Annotated in this window: 6 protein-coding genes and 1 pseudogene; 5 read left to right on the plus strand and 2 right to left on the minus strand. The window is 67.1% G+C overall.

Translation table 11 applies throughout. The features are described from left to right. The first annotated feature begins 157 nt into the window (after window positions 1-157). The 4 genes from IRT45_RS31755 (at window position 158) to IRT45_RS31770 (ending at window position 4217) form a co-directional block, all read left to right on the plus strand. Window positions 158-835 carry a hypothetical protein gene (locus IRT45_RS31755; protein ID WP_194809485.1) on the plus strand — a complete coding sequence of 226 codons (678 nt, stop codon included), beginning with the start codon at window positions 158-160 and terminating at the stop codon, window positions 833-835. A gap of 79 nt (window positions 836-914) precedes the next feature. Beyond that, window positions 915-1352 carry a helix-turn-helix transcriptional regulator gene (locus IRT45_RS31760; RefSeq protein ID WP_194809486.1) on the plus strand — a complete coding sequence of 146 codons (438 nt, stop codon included), beginning with the start codon at window positions 915-917 and terminating at the stop codon, window positions 1350-1352. A 17-nt stretch (window positions 1353-1369) separates the two neighbouring features. Further along, on the plus strand, window positions 1370-1780 hold the full coding sequence (locus IRT45_RS31765) for a VOC family protein (protein WP_062996087.1): 411 nt from the start codon (window positions 1370-1372) through the stop codon (window positions 1778-1780). A gap of 61 nt (window positions 1781-1841) precedes the next feature. Continuing rightward, window positions 1842-4217, plus strand: coding sequence for an excinuclease ABC subunit UvrA (locus IRT45_RS31770; protein ID WP_194809487.1), 2376 nt, complete (start codon window positions 1842-1844; stop codon window positions 4215-4217). A 186-nt stretch (window positions 4218-4403) separates the two neighbouring features. Here IRT45_RS31770 and IRT45_RS31775 read toward each other — a convergent pair whose 3' ends face one another. After that, complete coding sequence (locus tag IRT45_RS31775) at window positions 4404-5255, minus strand: SDR family oxidoreductase (RefSeq protein WP_194809488.1); 852 nt, start codon at window positions 5253-5255, stop codon at window positions 4404-4406. An 81-nt stretch (window positions 5256-5336) separates the two neighbouring features. Between IRT45_RS31775 and IRT45_RS31780 the strand changes: the two genes are divergently transcribed. Continuing rightward, window positions 5337-5960 (plus strand): TetR/AcrR family transcriptional regulator, encoded by a 624-nt coding sequence (locus IRT45_RS31780; RefSeq protein WP_194809489.1) that lies wholly within the window; start codon window positions 5337-5339, stop codon window positions 5958-5960. Window positions 5961-6158: 198 nt separating this feature from the next. On the opposite strand, the pseudogene IRT45_RS31785 reads toward IRT45_RS31780, so the two are convergent. Further along, a pseudogene (locus tag IRT45_RS31785) lies at window positions 6159-7129 on the minus strand (DNA-directed RNA polymerase subunit beta'); the annotation flags it as partial.

A 7129-nucleotide genomic window follows, 5' to 3' on the forward strand; every position in this document is an offset into this window, starting at 1 on the left:
GGTCCCCCTTCTGGTCGAGCCCACCGAGGCGTCAGCAGCTTACCGGACGAATCCGGCGTCCTCACCGGGCGTATTCGGCGGCCCTCGCCGGGCGCGGCCTCCTCCGATACCGTGGATATCCAGCGCCGCAGATGTCGATGAAGGTGGTGAGATCGCAGTGTTCGACCCGTTGGCCGATATCGACCGGGCCCTCGCCGACCGGGCCGGATGGACGTGGTTCGACGACCACCTGCTGTACACCTGCGGGGTCCTCGATCTGCTGCGCCGCGAGGAGTTGGCGCGCATGCCCGTCAAGTCGACCCGGATCCGGATCGATCCGGGTGAGGTGTGTATCGCCGAAGGTCCGGCGACCTGGTCGTTCTGGCGCTCGCCCGGCAACGGCAGCTGGACCCGCAACAACATCTACGTCGCGGGCAGCGCCTCCTTCGTCGCGGCCGCGCAGCTGGGGAATGCGCTGGTGAACCAGGCCCGGCGCCAGCGTGCGGAGGCCGCGTCCCAGCCGCGCTGGATCGCCGAACGTCCCGGTTCGGTGATGATCTCCGACCGTCGCATCCACCTCACCAACCCCGACTACTCCTTCCGGATCCGCTGGGCCTCGCTGGAGACGATCGACCTGACCGCCGCCGATCATGTGGTCGCGCGCTACGTCGACCGCAACAACACCTTCCATCAGTGGCAGGTCCGAACCCCCTGGGCCGTACTGATATTCGTCGTCGCCGCCCATCTGCACTTCCCGAATCATCCGCTGCTGCTGTCCGGAAATTGGCTGCCCGCCGGATTCGAGGACAAATGCCATCTCGCGGGGAAGACATGCCCACCGGTCCGAGAGCGCTGACCTCGCCTTCGGCACCCCCTCGTCCCGCTCGTGGCGAGGATTGCTGGGCAATGTCGGTGCCACGTGGCACCATCGCGTTGTGAGCAGCACATCTGCCCCCGACCCGCGCCTGCGCGATCTCGCGCGGTTGCGCAAGGTCCGCGACCGCATCGACCGGGAATACGCGAAACCGCTGGACGTGGAGGCCCTCGCCCGCGATGTGCACATGTCCGCGGGGCATCTGAGCCGGCAGTTCCGCCTCGCCTACGGAGAGTCACCGTACGGATACCTCATGACGCGGCGCATCGAACGCGCGATGGCGCTGCTGCGGCGCGGCGATCTGAGCGTCACGGAGGTGTGCTTCGAGGTCGGCTGCCAATCGCTGGGCACGTTCAGTACCCGCTTCACCGAACTGGTCGGAGTACCGCCGAGCGTCTACCGGCGGGAGGCCGCCGACGCCACCCTGGGCATGCCGTCGTGTGTCGCGAAACAGGTGACCAGACCGATCAGGAATCGAGAAGCACAGGCTACGGAGTAGGAATTAGCGTGAGCGACATGAACATCACTATTCACGACACCTTCCTTCCGCAAGACGATCCCGAGGCGGCGGTGGCCTTCTACCGCGACACCCTCGGCTTCGAGGTGCGCAACGACGTCGGCTTCAAGGGCATGCACTGGATCACGGTGGGCCCCGCCGGACAGCCGGACATCTCGATCGTGCTCTACCCGCCGAACGCGACCCCCGGCGTGACCGAGGAAGAGCAGCGCACCATCTCCGAGATGATGGCCAAGGGCACTTTCGCCAGCCTCAATCTGGCCGCCGAGAACGTCGACGAGGTGTTCGAGCGGCTGCAGGCGAACGGGGCCGAGGTCGTGCAGGAGCCGACCGATCAGCCCTACGGACTGCGCGACTGCGCGTTCCGCGACCCCTCGGGAAATCTGCTGCGGATCCAACAGGCCTCCTGAGCCGACCCCGACAACCGAGCCGGTCGGCGGACCGGGCCGCCCACCCGACATTGGAGAAACCATGAGCAAGGCCTCGACGCCGGGCCGGCACGTTGCCGACACCCACGACCTGATCCGCGTACACGGTGCGCGGGTCAACAACCTGAAGGACATCAGCGTCGAAATCCCCAAGCGACGCCTGACCGTCTTCACCGGCGTCTCGGGTTCGGGGAAGAGTTCGCTGGTCTTCGGCACCATCGCCGCGGAATCGCAGCGGATGATCAACGAGACCTACAGCGCCTTCGTGCAGGGCTTCATGCCCACGCTGTCGCGGCCGGAGGTCGATTTCCTGGAGGGCCTCACCACCGCGATCTCGGTCGACCAGGAACGGATGGGCGCGAACCCCCGCTCCACGGTCGGCACCGCCACCGACGCCAACGCGATGTTGCGCATCCTGTTCAGCCGCCTCGCGCAGCCGCAGATCGGTTCGCCGAACGCGTATTCGTTCAATGTGCCGTCGGTGACCGCCAGCGGTGCGATCACGGTCGAGCGTGGCGGTAAGACCAAGGCCGAGAAGGCGACCTTCCACCGCCTCGGCGGTATGTGCCCGCGCTGCGAGGGTATGGGCTCGGTCACCGACTTCGACCTGACCGCGCTCTACGACGACAGCCTGTCGCTCAACGAGGGCGCGCTCACCATCCCCGGCTACAGCATGGACGGCTGGTTCGGCCGCATCTACCGCGGTTGCGGACTGTTCGACCCGGACAAGCCGATCCGCAGGTACAACAAGCGCGAACTGCACGATCTGCTCTACAAGGAGCCGACCAAGATCAAGGTGGAGGGCATCAACCTCACCTACGAGGGCTTGGTCCCCAAGATCCAGAAGTCGATGCTGTCCAAGGATGTCGACTCGCTACAGCCGCATATCCGCGCGTTCGTCGAGCGTGCGGTGACCTTCACGACCTGCCCGGAATGTGAGGGCACCCGGCTCAGCGTCGAGGCCCGGTCCTCGAAGATCGGCGACAAGAGCATCGCCGACGTCTGCCGGATGCAGATCAGCGATCTCGCCGCATGGGTGCGCCAACTCGACGAGCCGTCGGTCGCGCCGCTGCTGAAGGGTCTGCAGCACCTGCTCGACTCGTTCACCGAGATCGGCCTCGGCTACCTGTCGCTGGATCGGCCGGCGGGCACACTCTCCGGCGGTGAAGCCCAGCGCACCAAGATGATTCGCCACCTCGGATCATCTCTGACCGATGTCACCTACGTCTTCGACGAGCCCACCATCGGCCTGCACCCCCACGACATCGAGCGGATGAACAACCTGCTGCTGCAGTTGCGCGACAAGGGCAACACGGTGCTGGTGGTGGAGCACAAACCGGAGGCGATCGCGATCGCCGACCATATCGTCGATCTGGGTCCGGGAGCCGGAAGCCAGGGCGGCACAGTCTGTTTCGAGGGCGATCTCGAGGGCCTGCGCGCCAGCGACACGATCACCGGCCGCCACCTCGACGACCGGGCAAAACTCAAGGACGCACCGCGGAAGTCGTCCGGCGCGTTGGAGATTCGCGGCGCCTCCACCCACAACCTGCAGAACGTGGACGTCGACATCCCGCTCGGCGTGCTGTGTGTGGTCACCGGCGTGGCCGGATCCGGGAAGAGTTCGCTCATCCACGGATCGGTCGCCGACCGCGAGGGTGTCGTGGTGGTGGACCAGGGCGCGATTCGCGGTTCGCGGCGCAGCAATCCGGCCACCTACACCGGACTGCTCGAGCCGATCCGCAAGGCATTCGCCAAGGCCAACGGCGTCAAGCCGGCATTGTTCAGCGCGAATTCCGAAGGCGCGTGCCCCACCTGCAACGGCGCCGGCGTGATCTACACCGATCTGGCGATGATGGCAGGCGTCGCGACCACCTGCGAGGAATGCGACGGGAAACGCTTCCAGGCGGCCGTCCTGGATTACCACCTCGGCGGGCGCAACATCAGCGAGGTGCTGGAGATGTCGGTCGCCGAAGCCGAGGAGTTCTTCGGCGCGGATGAGGCGAAAATCCCGGCGGCGCACAAGATTCTGCAGCGCCTCGGTGATGTCGGACTCGGCTATCTGAAACTGGGCCAGCCCCTCACCACGCTCTCGGGCGGTGAACGCCAGCGCATCAAGCTCGCCACCCACATGGGCGAGAAGGGCGGGGTCTACGTTCTCGACGAGCCGACGACCGGCCTGCACCTGGCCGACGTGGAGAATCTGCTCGGCCTGCTCGACCGCCTCGTGGACTCGGGCAAATCGGTGATCGTCATCGAACACCACCAGGCCGTGATGGCACATGCCGACTGGATCATCGACCTCGGTCCCGGTGCCGGCCACGACGGCGGGCGCGTCGTCTTCGAGGGAACGCCGGCCGATCTCGTCGCCGACTCCTCGACCCTCACCGGCGAACACCTCGCCGCCTACGTCGGCGGATAGTCCGGGACAACGCCGGTCGCTCCCCCGAGCGCCTGCCGGTTCCGGTCGACCGGAACCGGCAGGCCGGATGCGTCGGCGCGGGCGGCTCAATGCTGCGCCGACGCGGTCTGTGGTCGCTACGCCGCGTTCAGCGCGGCATGCAGCGACGGCCGGCCGCGATGATCGCCAGCCGACCTCGGGTCATGGTCACGAACCGTCCCCGCCGGTGGGATCGGCCGGATCGGCGAGGCTACGTTCGTAGGCGGCGCGGGCGGTAGAACCGCGCGTCGCGGCGACCTGATCCGGGACCATGCGACGCAGGGTCAGGTCTCGCAGGCGTTGGGGAAGCAGTTCGGCGAGCCGGACGAGCGGACCGATGTACTGCGGCACGGTGACCTCGAACCGAGGGTGTTCGATCGTCCGCAGCACCGCTCGCGCCACATCGGCGGGCTCCAGTAGTTTCGCGGCGCCGGTGTCGGTACCTGCTGCCAGGTCGGTCGCGACGACTCCCGGCATGATCACCGAGATCCGCACGCCGCTGCCGCGCAGTTCCTCGCGGACGCCGGTGAGGTAGCCGAGCACCCCGTGTTTGGTCGCGGCGTAGGTCGATTCGCCGGGTGGGGACAACCGCGCGGCGGCCGAGGCGATGGTGACGATGTGTCCCCGCCCGCGCGCCCGCATGCCCGGTGCGGCCAGCCGCACGCCGCGAATGACGCCGTGCAGATTGACCTCCAGCATGCGCGCGGTCGCGGCCTCGGGCTCGTCGCCGAACGGGCCCACCCACATCACGCCGGCGTTGTTGACCAGTACGTCGATCGGACCCCACAGCGATTCCACGGCAGCGAGAAAGGCGCGGAAGGACTCCGTCTCGGTCACGTCGAGGGCGAATCCGCGCACGGTACCGGGCAATTCGGCCGCGGTGGCGACGGCCGCCGGTTCGTCGCGGTCGCCGACGGCGACGCGAGCACCGGCCTCGGCGAGCACACGCGCGATCTCCCGGCCTATGCCCCGCGCCCCGCCGGTCACCGCGACGACACGACCGGCGATCGGTGAGGTCATGGATGGTTCTCCATTCTGACATGCCTGCGTGTCAGTAACGATGCTCAAGTGTGCCATAGGCCGGGACGTGAGGACAGGGGCATGCCAGGACGGAAGTATCAGGGACTGATGCCGGACGAGCGCCGTGTGCAGCGGCGCGCGGCGATCCTGGACGCCGCGCTGGAGGTTTTCGGCACCACCGGGTATGCGGGCAGTTCGGTCAAACAGATCTGCCGGGTCGCGCGGCTCACCGAACGGTATTTCTACGAATCCTTCACCGACCGCGAAAGTTGCCTGGCCGCCTTGTATTCCGAGGTCGTGGATCGGGTACGCGCCGCCACCGTGGCCGCGATGATGTCGGCGGGCGACGACATCGACGACCGAACCCGTGCCGGAATACAGACGTTCATCGACTATCTGACCGAGGATCGGCGACTTGCCCGGGTGGCCCTGATCGAGGCCGTCGGCGTTTCCTCCGCCATGGAGGAACGCCGCCACGAGGTACTGCGCGAATTCGCGGAGATCGTCACCACCACCTGGGCCGCCGGGCGCTCCGAACCCCTGTCGGCCAAACAACATTCGGCCGCGGTGGCCCTCGTCGGCGGCGTCAACCACCTACTGGTCGACTGGCTGATGAGCGGTACTCCGCACACCCCCGCCGCGCTCACCGACGTCTGCACCACCCTGTTCATCGCCGCCCGCCACACCCTCGAAGCGGAAGCCTGATCGGCGAACCGGCCCGACTCGGGCCGGCGGTTTCCGTGACCGCCTACCAGGTTATTTCGCGATCGAGCCTGATCGGGTCCGATTCCTCGCGCAGTCGAACCGGTTACCCCGAAGGCGCTCGCACCCGGTGAATCCGGAATACGATTCGACCCCCGTTCCGAACGGAACGGGGGCCGAATGTGATTGTCTCCTACCGGATTACCGGTAGTCGCTGAAACCGTAGTCGTCCAGCGGGACCGCGGCACCGGTCGTGGTGCCGAAGCCCTCCGGGCTGTAGTAGGTGTCGTCGTAGGACGGCACCGCGTACGCCGCGGCACGGGCCTCTTCGGTCGGCTGCACCTGGATGTTGCGGTAGCGGTTGATACCGGTACCGGCCGGGATCAGCTTACCGATGATCACGTTCTCCTTCAGGCCGATCAGCTTGTCGGAGCGGCAGTTGATCGCCGCGTCCGTCAGGACACGAGTCGTCTCCTGGAAGGAGGCCGCCGACAGCCACGAATCGGTGGCCAGCGACGCCTTGGTGATACCCATCAGCACCGGGCGACCCGACGCGGGCTCGCCACCCTCGGCGACGACGCGACGGTTGGCCGCCTCGAACTCCGAGCGCTCCACCAGCGAACCGGGCAGGAACTCCGTCGCACCCGAGTCGATGATGGTGACGCGGCGCAGCATCTGGCGAACGATGACCTCGATGTGCTTGTCGTGGATGGACACACCCTGCGACCGGTACACCTCCTGGACCTCGTGCACCAGGTGGACCTGCACCTGACGCGGACCCATCACGCGCAGCACCTCGTGCGGATCGGCCGAGCCCTCCAGCAGCTGCTGGCCGACCTCGACGTGGTCGCCGTCGGCGAGCAGACGCTCGGAGCCGTCGTCGTGCTTGAACACCCGCAGACGCTGACGCTTCGACAGCTTGTCGTAGACCACCTCGTCCGAACCGTCGTCCGGAATGATGGTGATCTTGTAGAAGCGGTCGTCGTCCTCGAGCCGCACCCGGCCCGAGACCTCCGCGATCGGCGCCTTGCCCTTGGGCACACGAGCCTCGAACAGCTCCTGCACTCGGGGCAGACCGCCGGTGATGTCGTCACCCGCGACACCACCCTGGTGGAAGGTACGCATGGTCAGCTGGGTACCGGGCTCACCGATGGACTGGGCGGCGACGATAC

Source organism: Nocardia sp. BSTN01, from assembly GCF_015354405.1.
In the GTDB taxonomy this organism is placed as follows: domain Bacteria; phylum Actinomycetota; class Actinomycetes; order Mycobacteriales; family Mycobacteriaceae; genus Nocardia.

Bases quoted from the DNA above. Each gene is read 5' to 3' on its own strand.
- IRT45_RS31765 (WP_062996087.1), top strand. From the start codon at position 1,370: ATGAACATCACTATTCACGACACCTTCCTTCCGCAAGACGATCCCGAG.
- IRT45_RS31770 (WP_194809487.1), top strand. From the start codon at position 1,842: ATGAGCAAGGCCTCGACGCCGGGCCGGCACGTTGCCGACACCCACGAC.
- IRT45_RS31780 (WP_194809489.1), top strand. From the start codon at position 5,337: ATGCCAGGACGGAAGTATCAGGGACTGATGCCGGACGAGCGCCGTGTG.
- IRT45_RS31775 (WP_194809488.1), bottom strand. From the start codon at position 5,255: ATGACCTCACCGATCGCCGGTCGTGTCGTCGCGGTGACCGGCGGGGCG.